General features: G+C 45.0%; 1 protein-coding gene. It reads left to right on the top strand.

What is annotated here, in order from left to right:
* Nucleotides 1-293: 293 nt before the first annotated feature.
* Nucleotides 294-959, top strand: a 666-nt coding sequence (locus A3729_RS22035; RefSeq protein WP_156498073.1) for a hypothetical protein, incomplete at its 3' end; no start/stop codon positions are given.

Consider the following 959-nt stretch of genomic DNA (forward strand, 5'->3'; position numbering starts at 1 on the left):
AATACTGTAGCTTGAGGGTGAATTTTTTAGTCCACTTAGACTTGATCCTGACGCTTACTGCTTCGGTCTTTGCATTTGTCATTACTGCATAGACTTTCTTTAAGGAGCCGCAATGAAGAGTCAGGATTGGGTGGGGTGCCAATAGCAATACCGACATATGGGGTATAACCTAGTTCTCATAAATCACTAATACCCCCCAAATGGGCGGGTTAATAAAATACATACTCGCCGTATTATTTTTCCTATTCGTTCTATGACTCACAAAGTAATTAAATACTCCAGGCGGATGGATAGTGAAAATAATAAGATCTCGTAATGCTAAGATGATTGCTGGCGTCTCTGTACTCGCTGGAGTTGGCTTTGTCGCTCTTCAAAGTGAACCAGTACAGGAAACGTCAAAGCTTGGCACCCCCAAGAAAATTCAGGAAATAACCATTGGTGTTGAAGCTCAGTCTTTGGCAGAGACTGCGAACATGTCTCCCGATGACGCGCCTTTAGCTATTGAAGACAGGAATGATCCTTTTGAGGGGCGAGAGGTCAAATATCGCTTCCAGCAAATAGCGTCTCATTTTGCTCAGGAGATTAAATACCCTACTTTTTCGCGCCCGATTCATCAGCAACAGGACTTGGTTGAGTATTTACCCAATCGGGCCGTACAGTCTAGTCGACCGATCAATCTTGATGACGTTGATGGAGAGATACAAGAGGTAGGGCCTCGTATTGCTCTCAAGACCTCTAAGTTTAACTATTACCCTGGCGAACCTGTTGTCGCCGTCGCAGATGTGACAGGCATACAAGCTCGTAACTCTGTGCATGTCACGGGGCTAGTTCGAGTTGGTGGACAGATTGTCGCGAAAAACCAAGGTGTTATTCGCTCAGATGACGGTTCTAATCATGCTCACCAGCAATACAGCTTGCATTTTGATGACCTCAGCAATATTCCTGTGAGCGATCAGGGA

The organism is Oleiphilus sp. HI0043 (assembly GCF_001634935.1).